General features: G+C 44.7%; 21 protein-coding genes and 2 pseudogenes. 8 read left to right on the top strand and 15 right to left on the bottom strand.

Annotation, left to right across the window (positions count from 1 at the left end):
* Positions 1-48: 48 nt before the first annotated feature.
* The 3 genes and pseudogenes from QRX25_RS06855 to fadH all read right to left on the bottom strand — a co-directional run bounded on the left by QRX25_RS06855 (position 49) and on the right by fadH (position 2,783).
* Positions 49-1,269, bottom strand: a complete 1,221-nt coding sequence (locus QRX25_RS06855; protein ID WP_065981342.1) for an EAL domain-containing protein — start codon at positions 1,267-1,269, stop codon at positions 49-51.
* A gap of 136 nt (positions 1,270-1,405) precedes the next feature.
* Positions 1,406-1,905: pseudogene (locus QRX25_RS06850) on the bottom strand (hypothetical protein).
* A 113-nt stretch (positions 1,906-2,018) separates the two neighbouring features.
* Positions 2,019-2,783: a 2,4-dienoyl-CoA reductase gene (fadH, locus tag QRX25_RS06845; protein ID WP_065981341.1), complete on the bottom strand. Its 765-nt coding sequence runs from the start codon at positions 2,781-2,783 to the stop codon at positions 2,019-2,021.
* A 143-nt stretch (positions 2,784-2,926) separates the two neighbouring features.
* Between fadH and QRX25_RS06840 the strand changes: the two genes are divergently transcribed.
* From QRX25_RS06840 to QRX25_RS06825, 4 genes are all read left to right on the top strand, one after another.
* The gene (locus QRX25_RS06840; protein WP_115997187.1) at positions 2,927-3,790 is read left to right on the top strand and encodes a metallophosphoesterase; all 864 of its coding nucleotides are present in this window, start codon (positions 2,927-2,929) and stop codon (positions 3,788-3,790) included.
* 74 nt (positions 3,791-3,864) lie between these two features.
* A complete protein-coding gene (locus QRX25_RS06835) occupies positions 3,865-4,359 on the top strand; it encodes a L,D-transpeptidase family protein (RefSeq protein WP_115997803.1) in 495 nt (164 codons plus the stop codon).
* 75 nt (positions 4,360-4,434) lie between these two features.
* Complete coding sequence (locus QRX25_RS06830) at positions 4,435-5,727, top strand: MFS transporter (protein ID WP_115997186.1); 1,293 nt, start codon at positions 4,435-4,437, stop codon at positions 5,725-5,727.
* 122 nt (positions 5,728-5,849) lie between these two features.
* Entirely contained in the window at positions 5,850-6,314 is a 465-nt protein-coding gene (locus QRX25_RS06825; RefSeq protein ID WP_013352067.1) for a YkyB family protein, read from the top strand.
* Positions 6,315-6,356: 42 nt separating this feature from the next.
* Here the strand turns inward: QRX25_RS06825 and cheV are convergent, their stop codons facing one another.
* Positions 6,357-7,268: a chemotaxis protein CheV gene (gene cheV, locus QRX25_RS06820; RefSeq protein WP_065981337.1), complete on the bottom strand. Its 912-nt coding sequence runs from the start codon at positions 7,266-7,268 to the stop codon at positions 6,357-6,359.
* A 188-nt stretch (positions 7,269-7,456) separates the two neighbouring features.
* Here cheV and QRX25_RS06815 point away from each other — a divergent pair, with 188 nt between their 5' ends.
* Both QRX25_RS06815 and QRX25_RS06810 read left to right on the top strand, forming a co-directional pair.
* The gene (locus QRX25_RS06815; protein ID WP_193551588.1) at positions 7,457-7,618 is read left to right on the top strand and encodes a protein YkzT; all 162 of its coding nucleotides are present in this window, start codon (positions 7,457-7,459) and stop codon (positions 7,616-7,618) included.
* Positions 7,619-7,819: 201 nt separating this feature from the next.
* Positions 7,820-9,033, top strand: a pseudogene (locus QRX25_RS06810) (aminotransferase A).
* Here QRX25_RS06810 and QRX25_RS06805 read toward each other — a convergent pair.
* Positions 9,014-10,834 (bottom strand): PAS domain-containing protein, encoded by a 1,821-nt coding sequence (locus tag QRX25_RS06805; RefSeq protein ID WP_212101199.1) that lies wholly within the window; start codon positions 10,832-10,834, stop codon positions 9,014-9,016. The pseudogene QRX25_RS06810 and the gene QRX25_RS06805 overlap by 20 nt on opposite strands.
* 177 nt (positions 10,835-11,011) lie before the next feature.
* The gene (locus tag QRX25_RS06800; protein ID WP_115997183.1) at positions 11,012-13,144 is read right to left on the bottom strand and encodes a peptidoglycan D,D-transpeptidase FtsI family protein; all 2,133 of its coding nucleotides are present in this window, start codon (positions 13,142-13,144) and stop codon (positions 11,012-11,014) included.
* Positions 13,145-13,480: 336 nt separating this feature from the next.
* Here QRX25_RS06800 and QRX25_RS06795 point away from each other — a divergent pair, with 336 nt between their 5' ends.
* A complete protein-coding gene (locus QRX25_RS06795; RefSeq protein WP_065981333.1) occupies positions 13,481-14,257 on the top strand; it encodes a CAP domain-containing protein in 777 nt (258 codons plus the stop codon).
* A 32-nt stretch (positions 14,258-14,289) separates the two neighbouring features.
* Here QRX25_RS06795 and QRX25_RS06790 read toward each other — a convergent pair whose 3' ends face one another.
* The 9 genes from QRX25_RS06790 to QRX25_RS06750 form a co-directional block, all read right to left on the bottom strand.
* On the bottom strand, positions 14,290-15,156 hold the full coding sequence (locus QRX25_RS06790) for an NAD(P)-dependent oxidoreductase (RefSeq protein WP_115997182.1): 867 nt from the start codon (positions 15,154-15,156) through the stop codon (positions 14,290-14,292).
* Positions 15,157-15,243: 87 nt separating this feature from the next.
* Positions 15,244-17,211, bottom strand: coding sequence for a methyl-accepting chemotaxis protein (locus QRX25_RS06785; protein ID WP_212101196.1), 1,968 nt, complete (start codon positions 17,209-17,211; stop codon positions 15,244-15,246).
* A gap of 125 nt (positions 17,212-17,336) precedes the next feature.
* A complete protein-coding gene (splB, locus tag QRX25_RS06780; protein ID WP_013352058.1) occupies positions 17,337-18,365 on the bottom strand; it encodes a spore photoproduct lyase in 1,029 nt (342 codons plus the stop codon).
* Between the two features lie 84 nt (positions 18,366-18,449).
* The gene (gene splA, locus QRX25_RS06775; protein ID WP_013352057.1) at positions 18,450-18,689 is read right to left on the bottom strand and encodes a splAB operon transcriptional regulator SplA; all 240 of its coding nucleotides are present in this window, start codon (positions 18,687-18,689) and stop codon (positions 18,450-18,452) included.
* 88 nt (positions 18,690-18,777) lie between these two features.
* Entirely contained in the window at positions 18,778-20,493 is a 1,716-nt protein-coding gene (ptsP, locus tag QRX25_RS06770) for a phosphoenolpyruvate--protein phosphotransferase (protein WP_064778829.1), read from the bottom strand.
* On the bottom strand, positions 20,493-20,759 hold the full coding sequence (locus QRX25_RS06765) for a phosphocarrier protein HPr (RefSeq protein WP_003154654.1): 267 nt from the start codon (positions 20,757-20,759) through the stop codon (positions 20,493-20,495). Before QRX25_RS06765 ends, ptsP begins: the two co-directional genes overlap by 1 nt.
* 96 nt (positions 20,760-20,855) lie before the next feature.
* Entirely contained in the window at positions 20,856-22,952 is a 2,097-nt protein-coding gene (ptsG, locus tag QRX25_RS06760; protein WP_115997181.1) for a glucose-specific PTS transporter subunit IIBC, read from the bottom strand.
* A gap of 232 nt (positions 22,953-23,184) precedes the next feature.
* Positions 23,185-24,030, bottom strand: coding sequence for a glucose PTS transporter transcription antiterminator GlcT (gene glcT, locus QRX25_RS06755; RefSeq protein WP_502872426.1), 846 nt, complete (start codon positions 24,028-24,030; stop codon positions 23,185-23,187).
* A gap of 71 nt (positions 24,031-24,101) precedes the next feature.
* The gene (locus QRX25_RS06750) at positions 24,102-25,067 is read right to left on the bottom strand and encodes a LacI family DNA-binding transcriptional regulator (protein ID WP_115997179.1); all 966 of its coding nucleotides are present in this window, start codon (positions 25,065-25,067) and stop codon (positions 24,102-24,104) included.
* A 98-nt stretch (positions 25,068-25,165) separates the two neighbouring features.
* Between QRX25_RS06750 and QRX25_RS06745 the strand changes: the two genes are divergently transcribed.
* The gene (locus QRX25_RS06745; RefSeq protein WP_257784737.1) at positions 25,166-25,291 is read left to right on the top strand and encodes a hypothetical protein; all 126 of its coding nucleotides are present in this window, start codon (positions 25,166-25,168) and stop codon (positions 25,289-25,291) included.
* Positions 25,292-25,307 lie beyond the last annotated feature (16 nt).

The raw sequence follows: 25,307 nt of genomic DNA, 5'->3' as shown, positions 1-25,307 counted from the left end.
AAAACTTTTTTCAGATGACAGCAAAAAAAGCGGCATACAGCAGCCGCTTTAAAGTAATCCGTCCTGTTCATATAAATAAGAGTAAGGCAGATCGATAAATAAATACATATTGTCATCCATCGGATATGAAAAGGTTCTGATCATCTCTCCCGTTTCAATGTCACTGTACAGGTCACTGAAAAAGCCTTTTCTTGAATTCCGCATCTTCATGATGTTTTCTAAAAAGTACGGGCGCCAGCTCCAGTTTTTCTCCATGTATTCAGGCTGATAAAACCATTCACCGGATTGCTTGAACACATTTCCCGTCAGCTGATAGCCTTCTTCATCGCACATATAAATTCTGAAACAGCAGTCTGTCAGATTTTCCGCCAGTTTTTTAATAAACTCATCGTCCGCCTGGTGGGTTTTCTTCAGCTCGGAAACAGCCTGATTGACCCGCTTATAAAAATTCTCAGAGTGTTCATATACCGTCTCCAGCTTCTTCTTCTCTCTCGTAATAAATTGCTGAAACTCCGTTTTCAAGCGTTCTTTTAACAGACTGCGGTCTATAAAATGACCGTTTGGCGCCTGCAGATAATAGCCTTGAAAGAATCGGCCTCCGTTTCTCCAGGCGTACTGCAGCTGAAAATCAGCTTCTATATCTTCATACAGCAACGCGGCTCCGATTTTCCTCGCCAGCAATGAAATGCTGTAAAGCACATGCTCATACGATGGTGACGGCTGAGATACTTTCAGCGCCTGCAAATCTATTTTCAGAAGATCCGGTGAAAGGAGCGCGATTCTGTCCAGGTTGCTGCTCTCCTTACCGATATTGTCCACTGCGATTTTAATGCCGTATGTACGATAGTAGGCAAGCATATGGTACAGCTGTTCAATGTCGCCTTCGAAATTGTGCTCGGTGATCTCAAGCACAATACGGTTCAGTTCAATGCCCTGCTCTTCGTATTCTTTCAAAAGCTCAAGAAAGCTTTCGCCGTGGTCAAGCATCAATACATTCGCATCCTGGTTGATAAAAATCAACAGGTCACGATCCGCTTCTTTAAACCGCTCCAGCGCCTGCCTGATGACTCTGTCATCGACCTCAAGCTTATACTCTTCCGGAATGCCGGAATCTAAGAAAAACGGCCCGAGGCTCTCAATCTCCGCATCTGCCAAAATACGGCCGAGCACCTCATAGCCCACAACTCTTTGTTCCTCCGCGTTAAAAATCGCTTGGTAATACGGAATGACATCATCAATATTCGTCAGTACATCAAGTGGGTCCAACATGTTATCACCTGCTTCTCTATCTTTGTCTGATTATACACAATTATATCTGCACCACAAAGGTTTAGACATTCATAGGGGGAAAAAGGAGGCAATATGGGAGCAGCTAAAAAAAGGGGAAAATTTTCAAGATCACTCTTTAGATAAGGACGTTATCCATTTGTTTCACAATCACAAAGACAAGTATAAATATAAGAGCATTATAACCGGCAGCTGTCCAAAAGTAATGACTCCAATCGGTACTGTTAAACACCCAATCATCATCATGTTTCAACTGAAAGAAAGTTCCTTTTTTATCTAAAGTGCCAAATGTAAGAGTTGTTAACCCGCAAACACTCTTGGAAACGTCAACTCCATACATTGAACAGGCATTATCAGTATGATTTATTGGCATATGCGTATAATCAGATAAAATTATTTCCGCCAGCTTGGTTGGGAGAGACACTTATAATACAGCCGATGTATCGCCTCTGAGCCCGATCAAATACTCCCTGGCTTTAATAAATTTCGTTTCATCAGATGTAAGATTGGTATTTTGATAAAACTCTGGAGTAAAAGCGCAAATAATAAAGTACCAAATATTAAAGATGATAACTAAACTAAAAATAGTACAACGAACCATTTTAATAATTTCTTCAATTAATTGCCCCTTAATCTTTCAAAATTATATCATAATTTTGAATAGAAAATAAAACAAGCGAACGGCGGTTTTGACGTTCGCTTGTTTTGCAAGATAGTCAATATATGCAAAATTAAAACGGATAAGGATTCAGCCACTGCCCGCCGTCCATTGTAATACAATCCCCGTTTATGTAGGACGCTTCATCGGATAGCAAAAACGCTGCCAAAGCGGCGATTTCTTCCGGTGTGCCCAGCCGGCCAAGCGGCACACTGTTCATAGTGCGGGACATCGCTTTTTCCGATTCAAACAGCTTTTCCGCACCGCCTGTTCGTTCAATCGGGCCTGGGGCTATCGCGTTTGTGCGGATGCCGTATTTGCTTCCCCATTCAACGGCCAGCGTTCTTGTCAGTGACAATACCCCCGCTTTGGCTGCAGCGGAATGAACGACCCCCGCTCCCGCTCCCCATGCGTATGTGGCGGCCATATTCAATATGACGCCCTTCTGCTCCTGCTCGATCCAATGCCTTGCCGCGGCTTGGCTGCAAAAAAAAGTGCCGTTTAAAACAATCTCAATAACAGCTTTCCATCCGTTGGGCGTCAGCTTTTCTGCCGGGCAAATAAAATTACCGGCCGCATTGTTAATCAGCGCATCAAGCCGGCCAAAGACTTTTACTGCTTCTGTAATCATGTCTGAAGCACTCGATTCAGAACGGACATCCATTTGAAAACAAGCGACCTGTCCCTCAAAGGTCTCAATTTCTTTTTTTGTTTCCTCAAGTGCTTCCTGGTTCCTACCTGTCACCATGACGTGCCATCCCAGTTCAGCCTGTTTTTTCGCCATTGCTTTTCCCATGCCGCTTGATCCGCCTGTAATGATTACTGCTTTCTTATCCATAACAAACCCACCCCTTTTATTGAATGAATAATCATTCATAATTCTACCATAGATGTCCTTCCTCGTCATTACATGCTGAGAAGGGATTTTTCAGCCAAGCTGATGATATAATAGAAAAACTCTGACAAAGGTTGGTTTTACATATGAAGAAAATGACCAGAAGAACATTTTTAAAAAGAGGAATCGGCATTTTGGGTGCGGCTCTCGCGACGGCTTGCGGAGGCTACAGCTATGCCCGGTATATTGAACCGCGTATGATCGAAATCACCCGGCATACCATCACCAGCCGCCTGATTCCCCGCGGCTTTGACAATTTTAAAATTGTTCAATTCAGCGATACGCATCTCAGTGACGTGTTTACAACAGAAGACTTGAATAAAACAGCGGAAAAGATCAATCAGCTGAAACCCGATCTGCTTATCTTTACGGGAGATTTAATTGATAAGCCGCATTTATATAATGATCATCAGCATGCGCTCGCCGTGCTGCAAAGACTTGAAGCTCCTTTCGGAAAATTTTGTGTATATGGAAACCATGACCACGGCGGCTACGGCACAAACACGTACAAGGCTTTGATGGAAGCTGCTGATTTTCAAGTGCTTCGAAACGGCTATCGTCAGGTGCAGCTGACAGACGGAAGCCGGATCGAACTCGCGTCTTTGGATGATTTAATGCTCGGAAAACCTGATTATGAAGCCACCCTTTCCCGTCTTTCCGCAGATACGTTTTCCATATTACTCGTTCACGAGCCGGATGCCGCTCTTAAGATCGGCCGGTATCCCGTGAACCTCCAGCTGTCGGGACATACTCACGGCGGCCAGGTGCAGCTTCCGTTTTTCGGCCCTCTCATTACGCCTCCTTACGGAAAAACGTATACCGACGGCATGTATACACTGCATGACACAGTCGTTTATGTGAATCGCGGGCTTGGTACGACAAGGCTGCCGTATCGATTTTTAGCGAGACCGGAAATCACGCTGTTTACTTTGAAAACTTCACAAAAATAAGACTTTTATCCCGATGCACAAACACCCCCTCCTTAATATGTATATGGAAAAGAGTAAAAAGGAGGGTGATGAAACTGCTGACCTATCAAGTGAAACAAGGAGAAACCATCTCAAGCATTGCGCAGGACTTCAGAATAAGCACTGCTGCTCTCCTTCAGGCAAATCCCTCAATCCAATCGGTCATTTACGCGGGACAGCATATTATCATACCGAATCTTCCCGACCCATCCACCATTCCCTATTCCATTGTCGTGTATATCGGAGCGAAGAAACTGCAATTATACCGCCTTGGCAGACTCATCCGTACGTATCCGATCGCAGTCGGAAAAATATTGACGACCACACCGACCGGGGAATTTTACATCGTGAATCGCCAGCCTAAGCCCGGCGGCCCGTTCGGCGCTTATTGGCTCAGCCTCTCTAAGCTTCATTACGGCATTCACGGGACAAATAATCCCTCCTCCATCGGCAAAGCGGTATCAAAAGGATGCATCCGGATGTATAATCAGGACGTCACTCAACTTGCCGCTACCGTTCCTAATGGAACAAAGGTGACGATTATAAGATAAAAGGATCTTATTTGTTTATAGAACAGGCTGATGATAATATATTACAGTGGGACCTTTAGGGTAAGGAGCGTGTTTATGGATATATTTAAAAATCGAAATTTTGTCCGTTTATTTTTCGCAGCACTCGCTTCTCAAATGGGAACGACTGTAGGTAATATGGCTTTCGCTTTTTACTTGCTGGACCGCTTTGCCAACCAGCCGGCATACACGACTTTGGCTGAGCTGATGTATTCACTGCCGACGGTTTTCGTATTTCTTATTGTCGGTGTCGCAGCTGACCGGCTTGACAGGAAAAAGGTCGCAGAAAATTGTGACTGGATCAGGGCTGGACTGACGGTCGTATTGTTTGCGGCATTATACAGCGGGAATATTCCTCTCGTCTTCTGTATTTTGTTCATCAGAAGCGCCGTGACCAAGTTCTTTTTCCCGGCGGAAGCCAGCCTTGTACAAGCTATTCTGCCTAAGGAGCATTATGCGAAAGCTGCGGGGCTTAACCAGATCCTGTTCAGCATCTTTATGGTATTCGGCGTCGGTATGGGTGCGTTTATGTATAAAACGATCGGTGTTCACGGAGCCATTATCCTTGATTTTGTCAGCTTTATTGTGTCAGGCTTTCTGATCCGCGCCTGCCGTATTCCGAAAGAAGCCCGTCAGCCGAACGGCCCTTTTAAATGGGGAGATTCGTTTCTGAAAGATTCAGTCGCTGATTTTAAAGAAGGGATCGTATATATTGTTAAAAACAAATTGCTTGCTTCCCTTATTTTCGGCTTTTTTATCTTTGGGTTTGTCAACGGCGGCTTTGCCGTACTGCCGATGTTTACGATGAAATACGGACTTGCGCCTGATCATTATGAATCACACACTTCAATCTTCACCGTAGCGCTTGGCTTCGGCCTGCTTGCCGGAAGTGTGATCGGAACAATGATCGCCAAAAAAGTCAAACCGCATCATTTGATGTCGATTCCTATTTTGGCAGCCGGGCTGCTCATTTTTGTCCTCGGCTATACGGATAAGCTGTGGATTTATTATGCGGCCGCTTTTGTTCTCGGCATGTGCATCGGACCTGTCAATATCGCCATCGGCGGCTGGATGCCGAAAATCGTTCACCCGAAAATAATGGGCCGTGTCAGCGGCTGGCAGGATCCTTTTATGATGTTTGCCCAATCCATTACACTCGGGCTGGTCGCCCTGTTATTTCCGAAATTCGTTTCCAATATTGATTATCTTTATTACGGCATGGGAGTCGTGATTTTGGCGGTATTTGTGTTCTATTTTATCGCCCTTCCGAAATACAGCGCCGAGGCAGCAGAAGTCGATGTGCAGCGATCATTAAAAGCTGATTCTGAAAAACATGCGAATCCTGTCTAATAAAGGAAAAAAATGCGCCCTTTTCATCAGAAAAAGGCGTATTTTTATAATCAATATTTGCATTTCAATGCTAAAAAAGTATAATCTATATATGAACTTGATCAATGCAAAGGAGAGAAATAATGGACGACCACGCTTATTCGAAAGAGCTGCAGCCAACCATCGAGAATCTTTCAAAAGCTGTTTATACTGTGAACCGCCATGCAAAAACCGCCCCCAACCCTAAATACCTTTATCTGCTGAAAAAACGGGCATTACAAAAGCTTGTGAAAGAAGGCAAAGGGAAAAAAATAGGGCTTCACTTTTCAAATAATCCCAGGTTTAGCCAACAGCAGTCAGACGTACTTATCTCTATCGGAGACTACTATTTTCACATGCCTCCAACAAAAGAAGACTTCCAGCATCTTCCGCATTTAGGTACGTTAAATCAATCGTACCGCAATCCAAAAGCACAAATGTCTTTGACAAAAGCGAAAAACTTATTGCAAAAATATGTGGGCTTAAAGGAAAAACCCCTTGCCGCCAACAGACAGCAGCCCGCTTATCATAAACCCGTGTTTAAAAAACTTGGTGAGAGTTATTTTTAATTCGCCGCGAAAAAAGCCGATACATGACGCATCGGCTTTTTTCTATTCAATAACGTACGTATCCACTTTTTTAATTAACTCGCTGATTTCAGGCTTGCTGATCTGTTCATCCGCTCCGACGACTTCGCCCCGGTGGCGCAGGTCGTCCGTGATCAGGGACGAGAAGATCATAATCGGCACGTCAGAGCTTTTCGGGTTATCCTTAAGCAGCTTCGTCAAACGATGCCCGTCCATTTTCGGCATCTCAATGTCACTGATGATCATGTCAATATGGTCAGACAGGTTTGCTCCGTTATCCGTCAGTTTTATGATGTAATCATACGCTTCTTTTCCATTTTCAAACGTAACGATTTCACTGTACCCCGCTTCAGTCAGCTCATCAGTCAAGAGGCGCATCAGAAGCGGTGAATCTTCAACGATAATCAGTTTTTTGCCCGACCGTCTTTCATCAAACCCTTCCTGATGGACATGATAAGTCTCAACTCCGGATGCCGATTCAATATCGTAAATGATCTTTTCGTAATCAGGTAAAAAGATCATCGTGTCTTCCAGTTTAATGATACCCGTTAAGTGCCGCTCCATGCCCTGATTCAGCGAAGTCGGCTTCTCAATCGCTTCCCAGGACACCCTGTGGATTTGTGAAACGGAACCGACATGAAAGACGATTTTCCGTTTGTTGAATTCCGTCACGATATATTTATCGTCTTTTGCTCCTTCGGCTTCAACGCCGAAAAAGGTATACAGGCTGATGACGGGAAGAATTTCGCCTCTCAGCTTAATCATCCCTTCTACGTCTTTGTGAGACTGAGGCACAGATGTGACATCTACCGGCTGAATAATTTCCCGGACTTTCATCACGTTTATGCCAAATGTATTGACGCCTACTTCAAATTTGACGATTTCTAATTCATTTGTGCCTGAATCCAATAAAATATCGTATTGTTGTAAAGACAATTCAATCCCTCGCTATCCGCATTCAGTATTGTATTGTATATATCGGCTGTAAACGGAAAAAGTGAATGTATTCCGGACAACTGAACATTAACTCTTTATAAAAAGATTCTTTTTTCTGATATCCCATTGACTTTTTGACATCGAGTGGTAAAATAGTCAAGGATTTTTCAGGAAGAAGGGTGTAATAAATGGGTACAGTAGTCATATTCGACCAAGATCAAATGACGGTGTTAGAAGATATCAGCAAAACGGCTTACCTGCAAATGAAAAAAGAGGCGAAAGAGCGTCCCGATAAGCCGGGTCCATACATCGTATGGCGGGAAGACATCAGCTTTGAATACGGGTATTAATGACCTTCGCCACATATCACAATAGATAGATCATGATACAATGAAGACAATCATTTCAGCTGGTTGTCTTATTTTTTTCTGAAAGAAGGTATGTTTTCACATATCGGACATATACTCGGGATAGTTCAATTAAATAGATGACAAATGCTCAGCTAGTGGTAAAATAGGATAAACTCAATATATAGTATAAGGTGATGAATTATGGAACATTTGCTTAATCCGAATGTAAAAGAAATTGAAATTTCAGGAATTCGCAAATTCTCAAATCTTGTAGCCCAGCACGACAATGTCATTTCGCTTACGATCGGCCAGCCGGACTTTTTCACGCCGCACCATGTCAAAGCGGCCGCAAAAAAAGCAATCGACGAGAACGCAACGGCATATACTCCGAATGCAGGCGGCATTGAGCTGAGACAGGCCGTGCAGCTTTATATGAAGAAAAAAGCTGATTTAAATTATGAAGCCGAAACTGAAATCATCGTCACAACCGGAGCAAGCCAAGCGATTGACGCGTCTTTGCGGACGATTTTATCTCCGGGCGATGAAGTCATTCTGCCCGGACCGATTTATCCTGGCTATGAACCGATTATCCGCATGTCGGGCGCCGTTCCCGTCCATGTTGATACGACGACACACGGATTTAAACTGACGGCGCGGCTCATAGAAGAATCGCTGACACCGAAAACAAAATGCGTCATTCTTCCTTATCCGTCAAATCCGACCGGAGTGACCTTGTCAGAGGAAGAGCTGAAAAACATCGCAGCCGTACTGAAGGGCAGAAATGTTTTTGTGCTGTCTGATGAGATTTACAGCGAATTAACCTATGACAGACCGCATTATTCGATCGCGTCTTTTTTGAGGGACCAGACGATCGTAATTAACGGCCTGTCAAAATCACACAGCATGACGGGCTGGAGAATCGGTTTCATTTTCGCACCGAAAGAAATTGCCAAGCACATCTTAAAAGTTCACCAATACAGTGTGACATGCGCGTCCTCTATCTCCCAGAAAGCGGCGCTTGAAGCGGTGACAAACGGCGTTGATGATGCGCTTATTATGAGAGAACAGTATAAAAAGCGGCTTGACTATGTATATGACCGTCTTGTTTCAATGGGGCTTGACGTCGTAAAGCCGTCAGGCGCATTTTATATCTTCCCTTCTATTAAGTCATTCGGAATGTCATCGTTTGATTTTAGTATGGCTCTTTTAGAGGATGCAGGTGTGGCTCTTGTGCCCGGCAGCTCGTTTTCAAAATTGGGTGAAGGGTATGTGAGGCTGTCATTCGCATATTCACTGGATACATTGAGAGAAGGCTTGGACCGGCTGGAAGCATTTATTTTAAAAACGAGAGAATCCATGCAGACTATTTAAACAACGGCATAACGCCGTTGTTTTTTATTGTTTCGGGAATGTAATGTGAAAAGCCGTGCCTTTATCCGGTTTGCTGTCTACTTGAATGGCTCCCTGATGGTTTTTAATGAGATTGAATGTGACCATCAGCCCCAGGCCGGTTCCTTTTTCTTTCGTTGTCAGAAACGGTTCGCCTATCCGTTTCAGCACGTTTTCCGGTATCCCGTCACCCTCGTCTTTCACCGTCACATTAACGGAATACTCATCTTCTGTCATGAGAATATGGACCGTTCCCCCATCCGGCATCGACTCAACGGCATTTTTAATCAGATTGATAAACACCTGCTTCAGCTGATTTTGATCACCGTTAATAAACATGCTGTCCCGTTCGTAATCTGTTTTGATAAAAATTCCTTTAAGATTTGCCTGCGTCTCTAACAGAGCGGTTACTTCACTTATAATTTTCTTTAAGTTGACACGCTCTTTCACGGCATTGTGCTGAGGTTTGGCAAGCATTAAAAGCTCACTTAAAATTAATTCAATTCTGCTCAGTTCAGAAAACACAATTTCAAAATAATGTTCGTTTTCCTCCATCGTCGGCTTCATGAGCTGTAAAAATCCTTTGATCGCCGTCAGCGGATTACGGATTTCGTGAGCAATTCCCGCCGCCAGCTGACCTGCGATAGACAGCTTTTCCGACTTCAGCATTAATTCCTCCGTCTGCTTCCGCTCAGAAATGTCGCGCAGAATGACCTGCACGGCCGTTTCTCCGAAAAACGTCGTCAGAATGCAGACCATTTCCGTGTAGATCAGCCGGTTTTTAAAGGTAAACCATGATTGTTTAATGATTTCTGACTCGGTCTTTCGGTCGATAATATTTCGGATCCGCTGTTTCACGCCGTCATGATCGCAGGGATGAAGCTGATCATAGACATTTTTCCCGATTAAATCTTCATAGGTTTCGGCCTCAAAGAGCGAAATGCCCGACTCATTCATGAATACCCATTTGTCATTGTGAATCACGGCGATCGTGTCAATTGAATTCTGAATGAGGAGCTGATACCGCTCTCTGCTTTTTTGCAGAATCGTTTGGAATTTTTTCCGTGAAGAAATATCAATCAGAAGCAGCAATTCCGCCCGCTGGTTTTTATATGTCGTCGGTGCCGCCTTCACTTCTAAATGAACGGGCGTGCCGTCAAGCCTTCTCCACGTCTGTTCAATCATTCCGACTTCCATCCCTTTTTGCATCCGCACAATTCGGTTTTTCACAATGTCGTGATACTCTTCTTCGATAAACTCATAAGATTGCCTGCCGATTACCGCGTCTTTGCTATCGGCTCCCAGCATGGCAAGCATCGCGTTATTGGCGTACGCGATTGTACCGTTGATGCTGACATATAAAGGATTCGGCAGCATTTCGACAAGACGCTCAAATTCGCCGTTTCCAGCCGCCTCTGCTGACTGTTGTTCTGCCTTTTGCTTCTTTTCTTCATGCATATAAGGCCTCGGGGGTGTCTTCTCCTCAAGCACCTTGATTTTAAGGATGATTTCCCGATCTGTCCCCTCCATTTGCGGTGTGACAATTTCCACGCCCGCTTCAAGCCATACGATGGTATGATCTTTTTTAATAAGACGAAAGGTGCAAGGCATTAAATGATGCTCATTGTAGAAGTAACTTTCAACCAAAAATTGATCTTCTTCATGCAGGAACGTTTTGAGAAACGATCCGATCATCTCTTCCTGGGAATAGCTGAAATATGATTTGCAGTTTGCAGAAATATACATAATACGCCCGTTAGACGTCAATACGGCATGAAGATCGGTTTTCGATTGAAGCTGTTTTACATGCTGAGTATCCTGTTCCACAGAATCCCTCCTTTGCAATATACTCGCACTGCAGGCTGGTCACGGACTGATATAAAAAGAATTTCCACTAGATTGATTCGCTAAAAAATGAGCATTCTCCTTCTATTCTTATTGTGAACGTCAATTTTCCTGAATGAAAGAAAGGGCGCACGATATGTTCGGCGGCCCTTTCATTTGTTATTTTTTATTGTATTTCTTTTCAAGTTCTTTGTAAGCGTCAATTGCTCCTTTGGCAATGTTTTTGCTGACGGGATCGTGATCATCTTGAACTGAGGGAACGACGACGCTGAATGCCACTCTCGGATGTTCTGACGGATAATAGCCGACAAAGGTCAGGTTATACGGCTCTTTTCCCCACCAGTTTCTGTTCGTGCCGTAATAGTGCGTCTGCGCGGTTCCCGTTTTTCCGGAAACATCAGCGCCGGAACCTTGAAATGTTGAATAAGCCGTTCCTTGAGGTGAGCTTGTGACCAATTTCATCCCTTTATGAATTTGATCAAAATCGCTTGGACTGTTATTTACTTTGTTCAGGATTTTAATATCGCGCTGTTCAATCGCTTTTCCAAGTTTGTTTTTGCTGTCCGGTTCATGAATGCTTGTGACAATCCGCGGCTGCACGCGATATCCGCCGTTTGCAATGGCCGAAATATATTGAGCCATTTGAAGCGGCGTATATGTATCAAATTGTCCGATCGCAAAATCCAGCAGCAATCCCCCGACCACTTGCGGATTTGACTGCATTCCCGCTGATTCCTGAGGAAGGTCAATCCCGGTTTTGACACCCAGGCCGAATTGGGCGTAGTAGTTGCGCATTTTTTTAATATCGTCTAATCCAGCAGGCAGTGTGCCGTACGGCCTGTAGGTAATGCCGGCTATATGCATGGCCACATTAAACATATATACGTTTGAACTTCTTTGCAGCGCGGTCAGCTCATTAATAGCCCCCATTTGTGTCCACGATTGTTTTTTCGTCCCGCCTTTAAACGTAAGGGGCGCATCGACAAACGTTTTATAATGCGGGAGGCCGCTTTGGTAACCCGCAAGAACAGTCGCTCCTTTAACAGAAGAACCCATCTCATATTGGGTCGTAAATGCTCCGATCGCAAAATCCTGTGTTTTATTCGTTTCGAGATCGATGCGTTTCCCCGCCATTGAGAGAATATCTCCGTTGTTCGGGTCCATCATGACGGCAAATCCTCTGTCAACCATATAGTTGCCTGCAGCGCGGCTTCTCCTCAGCTCTTTTTCAATGACCTTTTCTACTTTCGACTGCAATTCCATATCGAGCGAGAGCTGCAGATCGTAGCCTCTGCTGCCTTCATCGACGGGCTTTTGGCTGACGACTTCACCTTTGCTGTTTTCCACATACTCTACTTTTTCTTTATGTGCGTTTAAATAGTCTTCATATTGATATTCAATGTAGCTTTTACCCACTCGGTCATTCAGTGAGTAGCCTCTTGTGACATAGTAATCTTTCCGTTCGCCCAACAATCCCTGTTCCGGTGTCGTCACACCGCCGAACAGAGAGTACAGCGTTTTGTCGTACGGATATTTCCGCGTCCAGTCATTGATTACGTCAATGCCTGGGAGCTCTTTCAGGTGCTCGGATACGACGGAAACTTCTTCATATGTCAGGTCGCTTTTCGGTTTTTGCTTATTGTTTTCATGCTCATCAAGCAGCGAACCGCTGTTTCCGTTGCCGTTCAGCTTATTAGGGTCCATTGATTTGACGACTTGCGGCTGATAGGCGTTGCCGCTTGAAAAACGCGTATAAATCGCCGCGATTTGCAGCTCTTTTTTATCTTTTTTGATCGCATCAATCTCCTGCTTAGGGACTCGTTCAATCTGGCGTTTGTATACTTCTTGCGATGTCAGGCTGTTTTCTGAATCCTTCATAAGCTTTTCTGCCTTCTTCGGATGTGCCGCAAGCCAGTAATCAATGATATTTCGATCCTTCATAAATTCAGTATCAATATGGATCAGTGCGGCGAGATTTTTTGCCGTTTTCAATTTGTCCTTTGCCGAGGTTTTTGAGGTGGATACGTATACAATTTCAGGCACAGCCTGGTTATCTACCGCCACCCTGTTCTGCCTGTCATACATCTTTCCCCTCGGTGTCGGATAATAGGCGGTTTTTGCGTTTGCCTTCTCCGCATCCTGGCGGTGTTTATCACCTTCGACAATCTGGACGACGCCGAGTTTAAAAATCAGTGCCGTAAAGAGAAGGAAAACAATCAAAAAATAGATATTCATTCTCAGCGCTCTGTAACGTTTCGTTTTTTTCTTTGGGTCGCGCGCGACTTCAGCCACTTTCTGTTACACCTCTCACATCATACAATATATTTACATAAACAATTTTAATTGTAACATTTTTGTAAAAGTTGTTACAGTGAAAACGGGTAAAAAAAACTGTCAAGATCAAATTATCTTAAAATATATCTAACACTTCAAATAACTTGAAGTGATGTAACGGATTTTAAAAAATAAATACAGATCGTTTATCCTGATATAAAGCCATTTTTCTGTGCTCAGTTACAATTATGACAAATGTTTGTTGTCAAAGGAAATGGCTGGATGCATTATGACAAAAAAGCTGTGATAAGATTTTTCATGTAGAAAAAAACTTCTCTGGGAGGCTATGAACTTATGAAGAAAGCATTTATCTTATCTGCCGCAGCGGCAGTCAGTTTGATTACATTCGGAGGCATCCAGCAGGCATCTGCCAAAGAGCTGTCATGCCAGCACGTCGTTACTGTGAAAAAAGGAAACACCGTACAGCATCTGACTCTTCAAGAGGCTGTTGAAAAACTACATATGAAAACGAGCGTAAAAAAGCTGAACGTTAAAAATGAGAAAGAACTGACACAGCTTCTGCAAAAACACGCAAAGCATTCTGATATGACAGTTAAAGACGTTCAAAAAGAAACACCGGCAAAAACCGCTCCGACAGCTGCTGAAAAACCAAAAGCCGGTCAAAACCAGACTGCTGACAATGCAAAGCAGACAGATAACACAAACAACAGCAGCGAGAAAACTCCTTCATCTGTCAGTGCGTACGAAAAGAAAGTCGTTGAATTGACAAATGCAGAGAGACAAAAGCAAGGCTTAAAACCTTTGCAGATTGATGAAAAACTAAGCAAATCAGCTCACGCAAAATCACAAGATATGAAAGACAAAAACTATTTCGATCACCAAAGCCCTACTTACGGCTCACCTTTCGATATGATGAAATCTTTCGGAATCACTTATAAAACTGCCGGTGAAAATATCGCCAAAGGGCAGCCGACTCCCGAAGCCGTTGTCAAATCTTGGATGAACAGTGAAGGCCACAGAAAGAACATCATGAATCCTGAGTTCACTCAAATCGGTGTCGGTTATGTAGAATCAGGAAACATCTGGACACAGCAATTCATCGGAAAATAAACAAAAAAGATTGCCCCTCCGGGCAATCTTTTTTAATTCACCCAAAGCTTATATATGCTTTGAGTCCCGCTGTTTTCTTCCCCTTGCGCGGAAAGCTTGTCGTATAATGATTTGGCAAGCGCCAATCCGGGCATCTCTTCTCCCATGAGCTCCGCTTCTTCAAGAGCGATTCCCATGTCTTTTATAAAGTGTTTCACGTAAAATCCGGGTGCAAAATCGCCTTTCAGCATACGGGGAGCGAGATTTGACAAAGACCAGCTACCGGCCGCTCCGGTTGTAATGCTTTTCAGCACTTGTTCCGGGTTCAGACCGGATTTTTCAGCGTAAGCCATCGCTTCAGCCACTCCGACCATTCCCGCTGCAATCGCGATCTGATTGCACATTTTCGTATGCTGGCCGCTCCCTGCCGGCCCTTGATACTGAATGTTCTCCCCCATAACGGAGAAAAGCGGCAGACATGCTTCAAATGCTTCTTTTTCTCCTCCGGCCATAATGGCAAGCGTTCCGTTCCGGGCGCCGATGTCTCCGCCGGAAACGGGTGCGTCCAAGACGTGAATTGACTTCTCTTTGGCCTTCTCCGCTATCTTTTTCGCCAAAGACGGTTTTGATGTCGTCATGTCAATGACAAACGCCCCTTCTTTCGCATGCCGGAGAATGCCGTTTTCGCCGAGATAGATTTCCTCGACATCACTCGGATAGCCGACCATAGTAATAATGATGTCTGCTTTCTCTGAAAGGTCTTTGACCGTCTCCTGCCAGACCGCTCCCTTATTCAGGATCTCTTCCGCTTTTTGTTTCGTCCGCGTGTAGACTAAAACAGGATAGCCAGCTTCTAAAATGTGCGCTGCCATACTGTTTCCCATGACGCCTAAACCGATAAATCCGACCGTTTTGTTCACTGCGCTTTCCTCCCCTGATGCGATTCATATATCACTCTTTCATGTCTAGATTACCATATTACAGACTAGAGTGAAAAAGAGTCCGCGCTACAAGGTGAATTTAGAAATGGCGCTGATCAGATCTTCACTCGCGCTCTTTAACATGTCAGTCGATTGCTTCACTTTTTCAAGCGTAACGAGCTGTTCATCCGTTGAAGCATTCACTTCTTCCGCCGCTGCTGCAGATTCTTGAGAAATGGCGGAAATGCTTTGAATCGCTTCTTGTATCGCGGCTTGTTCTTCACTCATTTTTTGAATGTCATTGTAAATATGATCTATGCCTTGAACGAGAGACTGCATTTCTGTCGTAATCAGATTGAGCACTTCACCCGTTTCATGAATGGCGCTGTTTTGTTCATCATTCATTCTGCTTGCCTCGATCATTGCGTGTGACGCATCTTTTGTCTCTGATTGAATCAGCCGGACCGTCTCACTGATATGGCCGGAAGAAAGAGCTGATTGTTCAGCAAGCTTGCGGACTTCTTCAGCGACGACGGCAAAGCCCCGGCCGCTTTCTCCCGCTCTTGCGGCCTCAATACTCGCATTCAGCGCCAAGAGATTCGTCTGGTCCGAAATCGCGGATATTGCCTTCACCACTTCTTCTATGTTTTTCGTTTGTTTTTCCAGGTCAGTCAGCATTGCCTCTACTTTTTTCGTTTCTGAATTGGCTTCATTTGACTTCATAAGCAGCTGGCCGAGCGCATCCAGTCCTTTGTAGCTGGCATCCTCTGAAGATTTTGAGAGTTGTTTTATGCTGCCCGCGCGATCTGCAATTCCTTTTATTTTAACTGAGAGATTTTCAGATCTTTCATTGATCGTCTCAACCTCTGACGCTTGTTCTGTCGCTCCGGCGGCAACTTCCTCTATCGCTTTTGCGATTTGTCCGCTCGTTTCATTTGTTTCCTGTGAGATGACGGTTAATTGGTCAGACGTATCGGACACTTTTTCTGAAGAGGTCTTGACCTGTTCAACCATCTCTTTCATATTTTCAACCATTTGGTTAAAGTCTTTTGTTAACACGCCTACTTCATCTTTTGATTTTGTCTGGGCGCGGACGGTTAAATCTCCCGCTGAGACCGAATTTGTTTTGGCGATCAGCTGCTGAATCGGCCCGGTTATCGATTTCGCGAGGAAATAGCTGAGTCCGATCGTAATCACAAGGGCGATCAGTGACATAAAAATGCTCACCGTATTCATTTTGTCAGCTACTCCCATCAGCTGATCTTTTTCAAACTGCGTTCCGACTTTCCACCCTGTTTCTTTTATCGTTTGATAGACAACCATGTTCCCCTCGCGCTCTTTGACGCCTTCTTTATCTGAGCTGATTTCTTTTAACGTTTGATCTTCCGAAATGTTTTTCCCTTGTTTTGACGGATGCGCCAGAAGAGAACCGTTTTCATCCGTTAAAAATGCAAACCCCTTATACGGAACCTTTTGATCATTGACCATGCTCTGAATGGAGGACAGCTTCAGGTCTAAGCTCGCCACTCCGATGACGGTTCCATTGTTTTGTATGGCTTTTGCCGCCGTCACGATCATGTCTCCCGTCACAACATCTTTATAAGGCTCAGTCCAGACAACCTTATCGGGTTTTTCGGCCGCCATCTTATACCACGTTCTATTTGTCGGATCGTAGTCTTTAGCAAAATCAGCCTTTGGATATGTAAACATTTGTTTGTTCGCGGTTCCGACGTATGCAAGCGCGACATATTTGTCATTCTGTCCGATCTGCTTTAACTCATCGTTAAAGAGCCGTGCGGTTTCTTTTTTCCCATCTGTTAAAAACGTCCGGGACAATTCACCGCCTGCTAATCTCAATAATACAGTCTTATCATTTTTCAGCTGTAGCTCAATGTTCTGACCGAGTGAATTGGTGACATTCTCTGTCGTATGTTTTGCTTCCTCCGTCATCATGGGCTTTAATGTCAAATATGAAGAAACCGTTAAAAAAACAACCGTTACGAAAAGCATTGCTGAGACAAACACAGCAATTTTGATATGCATTTTTTTAAACATAACCATCCCCTCCTGAATGTTATATCGGTCTTTCGGCCAAGAAAATGAATAAACCTTGAAATAAATATCAAAAATTTCCGCCATTTGACGCAGCAAAAAAAGAGCCGTCATACCGACAGCTCCCCTTACGTAAAATATTCGATTTTCGCTTTCGGAAAATAAGTTTCGATATAAGTCTCGAGCGTTTCCCTTAAGGCATGTTCTTCGTCCTTTTGGTATATATACTTGCCGATTCCGTAGCGTCCCCATTTGTACCTTCGCTTTTCTTCATCCAGCTCAAGCTTAGTTTTCGGATAGTTCTTCTCGATCACCCGTTTGGCCGGTTTTGTGAATCGGTGCTGAATCAGTTCAAATGTAATGTCATGCCGAACATCTTCAGCAAGTGCCGCGTCAAGCTTCTCAAACAGTTCCTTATAGCCCTCTTCCCAGCCATCATGAATATAAATCGGCGCCACGATGAAACCGAGCGGATAGCCCGCTTTAGCGACTTTGACGGCGGCTTCAATCCGTTTGTCGAGCGGAGATGTTCCCGGTTCAAAATTTTTAATGACATAATCCGCATTGATGCTGAATCTGAACCTTGTCTTTCCGTTATGCTTCGCATCAAGCAAATGATCAACATGGTGAAATTTGGTCACGAATCTGAGCTTTCCCAATTCACTTTGTCCGAAATGTTCAATGGCCCTTTTTAATGTGTGTGTCAGATGATCGATTCCCACGATATCAGACGTACAAGAGGCTTCAAATCTCGTAAATTCCGGTGCCCGTTCTTTCATATACTCATCAGCCTGATCCAGAATCTCTTCCACATTGACATACGTACGGATGTAAGGCTTTGATCCCATCGTTGTCTGCAGGTAGCAATAGTGGCAATGCCCCATACAGCCCGTCGCAAATGGAATGGCGTATTCAGCGGACGGCTTTGAAGAATCGAATTTCAATGTTTTCCGGACGCCGATCACCAATGTTGATTTTGCGTTCCGATATTGCTGCAAATGGTTTTTTCCCGGAATATTCCGGACTTGATTATGCGATGTCGTTTCTCTGATTTCAAGTCCCATATTTTCAAACTTACTTTTAAGCTCTTGCCCTAACGGGTATTCGAGCGCTCGCGGTTCTATATAAACAAGCTGGGGGACAAACGGCTTCAGCATGGACTGACACTCCCTTTACATATTCTCATGTTGTTACTTTCCGTCCAAAAGAGAGTGAATATGCGTTGTAAACATTTCCTTTGATCAGTGATACCGGTCTTCGTCAAAAAGCTCGCTGTAAAGCGCTTCTGCTTCCTCATATGTCGAAAAGACCGCATCATCTTCGGCCAGCGGATGATAGGTTTCGTATAAAAACAGAGAGAGTTCTCCCTCATGATACGGGTGATGAACGATCTCTGCTTCTTTAATATGGGCAACATTGGCGGCGTGCGGATTGCGGTAAATCACGTAGACCGTATCCCCCGCTCCAAACGGTTTTGTCATGATAATCCCTCCTGTTGAAAGTTATTGTTCCCCGCTTTTTTTCCGAATATGAAAAAAACCAGACGGCTGACACCGTCTGGCTGTTGTATTACTTATTGAATGTTTCTTTAACGAATGCGACAACCTCTTCTGTCGTGCTCATAGACAAGATTGTTTCTTTGAATGATTCAGCTTCTTTTTTAGAAAGCTTGCTGATCTGTGTTCTTGCCGGAAGGATGGATGTAGCGCTCATTGAGAACTCATCTAAGCCTAAGCCAAGAAGAATCGGAATCGCAATTTCGTCTCCTGCCATTTCTCCGCACATGCCGACCCATTTGCCCTCTTTGTGAGCGGCTTCAATGACAAGGGTGATAAGACGGAGAATCGCCGGGTTGTATGGCTGATACAGATAAGCCACACGCTCGTTCATACGGTCAGCAGCCATCGTGTATTGGATCAAGTCATTTGTTCCGATACTGAAGAAGTCAACTTCTGCGGCAAACTGATCTGCGATAACGGCTGTAGACGGAATCTCTACCATCATACCGACTTCAATATCGTCAGAAACCGTTACGCCGGCTTTGACGAGTTTTTCTTTTTCTTCAAGAAGAATCGCTTTCGCCTGTTTAAACTCGTTTACTGTCGCAATCATCGGGAACATGATTTTTAAGTTTCCGTATGTACTTGCACGAAGCAGCGCACGCAGCTGAGTTCTGAAGATTTCTTGCTCTTCAAGGCAAAGGCGGATGGCTCTGTAGCCCAAGAACGGGTTCATTTCTTTAGGAAGCTGCAGGTAAGGAAGCTCTTTGTCGCCGCCGATATCCAATGTCCGCACGACAACTGATTTTCCTTCCATACGCTCAAGAACCGTTTTATAAGCGTCAAATTGCTCGTCTTCTGTCGGAAGCTGGTCGCGTCCCATGTATAGGAATTCCGTACGGTAAAGCCCTACAGCTTCTCCTCCGTTTTCAAGAACGCCTTTTACATCATCAGGGGTGCCGATGTTTGCGGCAAGCTCTACATGATGGCCGTCTTTTGAAACAGTCGGTTCATTGACAAGCTTCGCCCACTCAGCTTTTTGCGCCAGATAAGCACTGTGTTTTTCTTCATATTTCTTTAACGTTTCACTGGAAGGATCGATGATAACATCACCATCGATGCCGTCTACGATTACCGTAACACCGTTTTCAATTGTGCCTGTAGCCGCTTTTGTGCCGACAACAGCCGGAATTTCAAGCGAACGGGCCATGATTGCGGAGTGTGAAGTGCGTCCGCCGATATCGGTTGTGAAACCTTTTACAAACTGACGGTTCAATTGCGCCGTATCAGATGGTGTCAAATCTTCAGCCACGATGACAACCTCTTCTGAGATCATGCTCGGGTTCGGAATTTCCACGCCCAGCAGGTGCCCCGTCACACGTTTTGTTACGTCACGGATATCCGCCGCACGCTCTTTCATGTACTCGTTATCCATTGATTCAAACATGGTAACGAACATGGAAGCTGTTTCCTTCAAAGCGAATTCAGCATTGACTGAATCTGTGCTGATTTTCTCCTTAACCGGATTTAGCAGCTCAGGATCACTCAGAACTAAAAGGTGCGCGGAGAAAATGTCAGCTTTGTCTTGTCCCAGTTCTTTTAAAGCATGCTCTTTAATTTTCTCAAGCTCTTCTTTAGAACGTACAATCGCTTCATCAAAACGGCTTACTTCAGCCGCAGCATCAGCAATGTTTTTCTTTTCAACCGTTAAGTCCGGCTCTTCAAGCCGATATGCTTTTGCAATCGCAATTCCGGCTGAAGCGCCTATTCCTTTTAATTCTTGCATTACTCGCCGAGTCCTTCGCTTTTCATTGTTTCTTCTAAAGCGTTAAGAGCATCGTTTTCGTCAGCGCCTGAAGCGGAAATTGTGATTTCAGCGCCTTTAGCGATACCTAGAGACATAACGCCCATGATAGACTTAAGATTTACTGTTTTACCATTATATTCTAAGTTTACGTCAGCATCATACTTGCTTGCAGTCTGTACAAGAACTGTCGCAGGACGAGCGTGGATTCCGGAATCTGCTGTTACTTTAAATGTCTTTTGTGCCATGATTATCATTCTCCTTTAAATTAAAGCTATATTACTACACAATATTATATCATACAGCCGTACTTGTCATCTGACAAGCACGGCGTATTTATATGCTTATTTTCCGATTTTCACAATATCTTTTTGTTCCCGTTTTACAGTACCTTCGGCTGAAAGGGAAATCGTTTCGCCCTCGGCAAGGTTTGTAAAGACAATCGGTGTCATTAATGAAGGAACATGAGGTTTAACCGCTTCAAGATCAACTTCAAGCAGCTTTTGCCCCGGTTCAACCCGGTCACCTTCAGAAACAAATGAAGTGAATCCTTCACCTTTCAGGCTGACTGTGTCGATACCGAAATGAATCAGAATCTCTCTTCCGCCGTCAGACTGAAGGCCGATCGCATGTTTTGTCGGGAAAACATTCAACACTTTTCCGCGGACTGGCGATACGACAATTCCTTCTTCAGGAAGAATAGCAAAACCGTCACCCATCATTTTTCCTGAGAACACTTGGTCAGGCACATCCGTAATCGGATGGATTTCGCCGGTGATCGGAGAAGCGAACACTTCTTCACCCTGCTCATTTCGGAGCGGCTCCGCGATAACCTCTTCAACCTGCTGGCTGACTTCTTCTTGCGCGGATACTTTCGGTTCCGGGCGCGGCGTGCGTCCCGCGATAATATCCTGCATCTGAGTTTTTAAACCGTCAGAGCGCGGGCCGAAAATGGCTTGAATATTGTTTCCGACTTCAAGAACGCCTGATGCGCCAAGCTGTTTCAGACGGGCTTTATCCACTTTCTTCTGGTCGTTGACCGTGACGCGAAGTCTCGTGATACAAGCGTCAAGGTGCTTAATGTTTTCCTGATCACCCATTGCCTGCAGGATTTCATAAGGAAGGTCGCCGGCTTCGCCTGATGCGCCTGTTCCTTCATCCTCAGCCTCTTCTTCACGGCCCGGCGTTTTCAGATTGAACTTCCTGATCGCAAACCGGAAACCGAAGTAGTAAATAAGGGCAAATCCTAAGCCGACTGGAATGACCAGCCACCAAGCCGTACGGTTAGGCAGAATTCCGAACAGGAAGTAGTCAATCAAACCCCCTGAGAAAGTCATACCGATTTTCACATGCAATAGCTGCATAACCATAAAGGAAAGTCCCGCGAATACGCAGTGAATCGCAAACAGGATAGGAGCCACAAACAAGAATGAGAATTCAAGCGGCTCAGTAATCCCCGTTAAGAAACTTGTCAGAGCGGCAGAACCCATGATTCCGGCTACAAGTTTTTTCTTTTCAGGCTTCGCTTCATGATAGATTGCAAGCGCTGCCGCCGGAAGGCCGAACATCATAAACGGATATTTCCCCGTCATAAATGTACCTGCCGTCAGCTGTACGCCGTCTTTGATCTGAGCCATGAAAATCCGCTGATCTCCGCGGATGATGTCTCCAGCCGCATCTTTATAGCTGAAAAATTCATACCAGAACGGCGAGTAGAAAATGTGATGAAGGCCGAACGGAATCAAAGACCGTTCAATCATTCCGAAAATAAAGGCTGCCAAGGTTGGATTCGCTTCCACAAGTCCCGTTGAGAAGGAATTCAGACCGTGCTGGATCGGAGGCCAGATCACTAACATAATAAGACCGAGAATTAATGCGGAAATTGATGTGATAATCGGGACAAACCGCTTACCCGCAAAAAACCCGAGATACTGCGGAAGTTCAATTTTATAAAACTTGTTGAACAATAACGCGGCCAGAACCCCGACGATAATACCGCCGAACACGCCCGTCGCCAAAGTCGGTATCCCCAGCATGTTAATATAGGCCGGGTGATTTTCCGCAAAAAACTTTGCCCGTTCAATTTTGTCAGACGGAATACTGCCGTTTGCCATAAGCACGGCGCTCATGGATACGTTCATGACCAAGTATCCGATAATAGCCGCGATTCCGGCAACGCCGTCTCCGTTCGCAAGACCGATCGCTACCCCTACTGCAAATAGAAGCGGCAGGTTGTCAAATACGATTTGGCCGGCGCTTTCCATGACGTTCGCCACAAGCTGGACGTTATCATTGCTCAAGAAATGCATCACTTGAATCATATCTTTGTTCTGCATGGCATTTCCTAACGCAAGCAAGATCCCCGCTGCCGGTAAAATCGCAACCGGAAGCATAAGAGCACGGCCGATTTTCTGGAGAACGCCGAATAATGCTTTAAACATAAAAGATGTACCTCCTCTGTTAGCTAGTGTGACCTTACAGCGAAAATTCATGACAACGAATTCACAGGCGCAAGTCTTCAGTTTAACCGTTTACATTTGCCCTTTTACACAACAAAAAAGGCATGAGTAAAAAAGGGTGTGCAAAATAACGGGACCGTTCTTCCCGTTTTTTACCCTCAATCACTCATGCCTGATCGAATCAGTGACACGTTTTTAAAGGTTTCAACTGAAATTATGAAATTTTATTGGTTAATCGGTACAGATGAAGCGTGAGATAAACCGCTTCCGCCTCATGAACTGGTTTTTTCAGCATTTGCTGCAAGATTTTTATCAGTTTCCAAGCAGTATTGTAGCATAGCGGGTATTCATTTTTCAATAATAACATTAACTTTTCTGGTTCTTTTGTCTGCTCTTCCCGCTTAATCCTGTCTATGGTAAATCTGATATGCCGGATCAGCCGCAAATAGTGGACGCTTTCTTTATTCACTTCCATTTGGAAAGATTCCTCTATCACCTGAACGAGCCGGGACATCAGCTGTGAATACTGGTTGACCTCGGAAAGGGGCCGATTCGTAAGAGCGGAATGGATATGAAGAGCGATAAAGCCGATCTCTCCTTCCGGAAAGCAGATCCCCGTCTTTTCATTAATCATGCCGACGACTTCACGGGCAATTTGAAATTCTTCCGGATAAAGTGTTTCGGTTTCCATAAGAAACGGGTTTTTAATGTCAAAGCCCTGCTGCAGCCGCTTTACCGCGAAGGCGATATGATCCGTCAGCGCAATATGGATATGTTCATTCAACGGTTGGCTTGTCCGCTTCTTGATATGATAAATGACGTCATTGGAGATGTCGACAAGTGTCTCGTCCACATAACCGAGGAGCTTTTTAAATTGTTTTTGTTCTTTTTCATCCTTTAAGATGAACATCTTGTCATATCCTTTATCTTCAATGACATCCGCTTGTTTTTTTCCAAAGCCGATCCCTTTCCCGATTAAGACGACCTCACTGTATCTATCATGTGTTGCGATGAGCACATTGTTATTTAATACCTTCTCAACTGTAAAGGACCCCTTCATGATCCTCAGCTCCTTTGTCATTCAATACCTCATATCGTACAAAACGAACGGAAAGCGCGTCAATTCTTTTTTTAGACGGATGATCGTTCAATAAGCCGGTAGTCAAGAACCTTCCTTGACGGAGGCTCGCCGCTGATCCGATTCTCAAGCATGTGAAAAGCCTGCTTTCCCATTTCTTTCGTTTGTATATCTATTGTGGAAATACCCAGCATCCTGCTGATATCATGATTGTCGATGCTCAAAATCGCAAGCTCTTCCGGAATTCTGGTCCCGTTTGCTTTGGCTTCAAGGTAAAGACCGGCAGACACTTGATCATTCGCCGCAAACAGCGCAGTCGGTTTGTCATCCCAGCTCCGCCATCTATGAAAAAGGGCTTTTCCGTCAAGCAGCGTCAGCGCCTTTTCCACAACCAGCTCTTCCCTGTAAGGCTGGCCGATCTTCTTCAGCGCCTCTTTGTATGCGGCAATGCGGACTTGACTGTTTTTTCCCTTTTTTCTCGCCAGGCTGATCGCTATTTTCCGGTGTCCCTTTTCTATTAAATAATCCAGACCGTGCCGAAATGCTTCCCGGTGCGGATTACTGATTGAGGAAAGCCCCGCCGTATCAGTATACTGGCAGAGGATGAGCGGTTCTTGCACGGAAAGCAGATGCTCATCAGGAATTGCTTTGGAGCAGAAAATCAGGCCGTCCACCTGGCGCTCCTGTAATTGTGATAAGGCAAAGCGTTCTTTTTGCTGCTGATAATCCGTCTGGTATAAAGAAAGATGCACGCCTGACGCTTCGGCAGCCTCGGCAATTCCCGCGACAAGGTCTGCAAAATACGGAAGATTTACGGACGGAAGCACAACGCCGATCATATCTGAAAAGCCTTTGGATAAATGCACAGCATGAATGTTGCGCGTATACCCGAGCGATTGCACCGCTTTTTTCACTCTTTCTCTTTTGTCTTCACTTACATACGGATGATCGTTTAATACTCTTGATACCGTTGTAACGGAAACCCCGGCAGCGCCGGCAATGTCTCTGATCGTAGCCATGGCGTCCCCCCTTTCTTTTTTCCCTTGATCTGGAATGCGTTTCATACAGTAAGCTAAAAACAGATACAGCCTATTCGTTTGAAAGGAGAATAACAGTGATGGGGATTCTTTGCTTAATCGGTTTATGTCTGGCCGTACTCGGCGGCAGTTATCTTGCTGTGCGGCCGCTGCGGGAAAAGCATGATATCAAACCATTTCAGCATTTTGATGATTTTTTCATTTAAAAGGTGATAAAAAAGG

It is taken from the genome of Bacillus sp. L381 (assembly GCF_030284525.1).
Taxonomy (GTDB): Bacteria; Bacillota; Bacilli; order Bacillales; family Bacillaceae; genus Bacillus; species Bacillus amyloliquefaciens.
Note: the sequence above shows the minus strand (reverse complement) of the source record. Positions and strands in the feature narration are given on the sequence as shown.

What these genes read in the sequence shown, in the direction of transcription:
- QRX25_RS06785 (WP_212101196.1), bottom strand. Translation starts at nt 17,211, where the DNA reads ATGTTTAAAAAAATGCATATCAAAATTGCTGTGTTTGTCTCAGCAATG.
- fadH (WP_065981341.1), bottom strand. Translation starts at nt 2,783, where the DNA reads ATGGATAAGAAAGCAGTAATCATTACAGGCGGATCAAGCGGCATGGGA.
- glcT (WP_502872426.1), bottom strand. Translation starts at nt 24,030, where the DNA reads ATGAAGGGGTCCTTTACAGTTGAGAAGGTATTAAATAACAATGTGCTC.
- QRX25_RS06825 (WP_013352067.1), top strand. Translation starts at nt 5,850, where the DNA reads ATGGACGACCACGCTTATTCGAAAGAGCTGCAGCCAACCATCGAGAAT.
- QRX25_RS06830 (WP_115997186.1), top strand. Translation starts at nt 4,435, where the DNA reads ATGGATATATTTAAAAATCGAAATTTTGTCCGTTTATTTTTCGCAGCA.
- QRX25_RS06745 (WP_257784737.1), top strand. Translation starts at nt 25,166, where the DNA reads ATGGGGATTCTTTGCTTAATCGGTTTATGTCTGGCCGTACTCGGCGGC.
- QRX25_RS06855 (WP_065981342.1), bottom strand. Translation starts at nt 1,269, where the DNA reads ATGTTGGACCCACTTGATGTACTGACGAATATTGATGATGTCATTCCG.
- ptsP (WP_064778829.1), bottom strand. Translation starts at nt 20,493, where the DNA reads ATGCAAGAATTAAAAGGAATAGGCGCTTCAGCCGGAATTGCGATTGCA.
- QRX25_RS06815 (WP_193551588.1), top strand. Translation starts at nt 7,457, where the DNA reads ATGGGTACAGTAGTCATATTCGACCAAGATCAAATGACGGTGTTAGAA.
- splA (WP_013352057.1), bottom strand. Translation starts at nt 18,689, where the DNA reads ATGACAAAACCGTTTGGAGCGGGGGATACGGTCTACGTGATTTACCGC.
- QRX25_RS06840 (WP_115997187.1), top strand. Translation starts at nt 2,927, where the DNA reads ATGAAGAAAATGACCAGAAGAACATTTTTAAAAAGAGGAATCGGCATT.
- splB (WP_013352058.1), bottom strand. Translation starts at nt 18,365, where the DNA reads ATGCTGAAGCCGTTTGTCCCCCAGCTTGTTTATATAGAACCGCGAGCG.
- ptsG (WP_115997181.1), bottom strand. Translation starts at nt 22,952, where the DNA reads ATGTTTAAAGCATTATTCGGCGTTCTCCAGAAAATCGGCCGTGCTCTT.
- QRX25_RS06795 (WP_065981333.1), top strand. Translation starts at nt 13,481, where the DNA reads ATGAAGAAAGCATTTATCTTATCTGCCGCAGCGGCAGTCAGTTTGATT.
- QRX25_RS06750 (WP_115997179.1), bottom strand. Translation starts at nt 25,067, where the DNA reads ATGGCTACGATCAGAGACATTGCCGGCGCTGCCGGGGTTTCCGTTACA.
- QRX25_RS06765 (WP_003154654.1), bottom strand. Translation starts at nt 20,759, where the DNA reads ATGGCACAAAAGACATTTAAAGTAACAGCAGATTCCGGAATCCACGCT.